Below are 1,420 nucleotides of genomic sequence, written 5' to 3'. Positions count from 1 at the left end.
GTCCGAGACAATGGAGATTTCACGTTGCAACATCGCGCGCCTCCCATGAGTTCTCCCAACTGACGGGTCTAAATTATGTTCCGCCAATTTTGAGAGGGGTGCTGCTGCCGATGTGCTGGCGCGGCTAATCTACCAGCAACAGGAGCGGCTTGCTTTGGCTGCTCGTGCCAAATCACCTGCCGCAAGTCGCGCATGTCGACCTGCTGTCCGCACGTCGGGCAGGTATAGAAGTTGTCGTCCTCATCGGCTGGTTCGCCGCCGTGCTCCTTGCCGGGAATGGATGGTCCACGTCGGACGGCCTCGCCATGGCTGTCAAACAGTCAAATCGTCTAAAATGTTCCGGAACCATTTTAGCGCATGCTAAATTGAAACGCAGTCTTGCGGGTCAGTTCATGCGTCTGAAGTTCATCCGGCCAATGTTTCCCAGGCTTGTCGAGGTCCCCCCGACAGGAGACAACTGGATTCACGAAATCAAGTACGATGGCTATCGGACGCAAATCATAATCGAGACGGCACGGCCCGAGCGATCACCCGGAGGGGGCCTACGACTGGTCATCGACGTACAAGATGATTGTCGAGGCGGCGGCAACCCTTTCCCCCAAGTCGGCAATCATCGACGGCGAGGCAATCGTCCTCAACGGGAAGGGCGTGTCGGATTTCCATTCGCTGCGGTCCGCGATGCGATGGGCGCCGGATCGGATTATCTTCGTCGCCTTCGATCTACTGCACCTGGACGGGGTCAACCTGCGCCCAGCACCTCTGCTGGAACGTCGGGAAAAGCTGCTCGAACTAGTCGGGCCTGCCAAGGGCGTGATCCAGTACAGTCACCATGTGCATGGCGGCGGGGCTGACTTCTACGCTGCGGTTGATCGCATGGGCCTGGAGGGCATGGTGTCGAAGCGGCCTGACAGCGTTTATCGGTCAGGCGACACCGAAGCGTGGCTGAAAACCAAATGCTACGAGGAAGTCGACTTTGAAGTGGCAGGCGTGCAGCTAAAACCGGGATCGGCACCACTCGCTTTGATGGCAACCCGCGATGCGGAACGCCGCTATGTCGGATCGGCTCACATCGCGCTGACCAAAGCCATGCGAGAACGCCTGTGGGCCAAGGTGCAGGAGGGGAAAGGCACGCCACCGAAGGGAGCCGACAAGCCAGACGCCGAATGGATCAAACCTGGCCTTGTCGGACGAGTGAAGACCCTTAAGCGCGAGGACAAGCTACGCCATGCGACTTTGCGGGCGATCCGCGAGGCGAAATCGTGATGTTACGAACGCCAATGAAGTAGGCCCGCCTGACAGCCCACGTCCTAAAACACACCACCGATGCCTATCCCCCCACTAATGTCTGGTGGGGGGGCTATGGGGCGTTGCGGGACGGCCTGCGCGCGTTTCGCCGCCTTGCGGCTGGGGTCGGTTTGCG

At 59.5% G+C, this 1,420-nt stretch carries 1 protein-coding gene; it reads left to right on the top strand.

Going from position 1 to position 1,420, the window contains the following annotated elements; genetic code table 11:
- Positions 1–567 precede the first annotated feature (567 nt).
- The gene (locus EOA22_RS33495) at positions 568–1,263 is read left to right on the top strand and encodes an ATP-dependent DNA ligase (protein ID WP_245478756.1); all 696 of its coding nucleotides are present in this window, start codon (positions 568–570) and stop codon (positions 1,261–1,263) included.
- The last annotated feature ends 157 nt before the right edge of the window (positions 1,264–1,420 follow it).

The sequence above is a fragment of the Mesorhizobium sp. M7A.F.Ca.US.014.04.1.1 genome (assembly GCF_003998745.1).
Lineage (GTDB): Bacteria > Pseudomonadota > Alphaproteobacteria > Rhizobiales > Rhizobiaceae > Mesorhizobium > Mesorhizobium ciceri.
The sequence above is the reverse complement of the archived record's forward strand: the minus strand, read 5'-3'. Positions and strand labels throughout refer to the sequence as shown.

Bases quoted from the DNA above. Each gene is read 5' to 3' on its own strand.
- EOA22_RS33495 (WP_245478756.1), top strand. From the start codon at position 568: ATGATTGTCGAGGCGGCGGCAACCCTTTCCCCCAAGTCGGCAATCATC.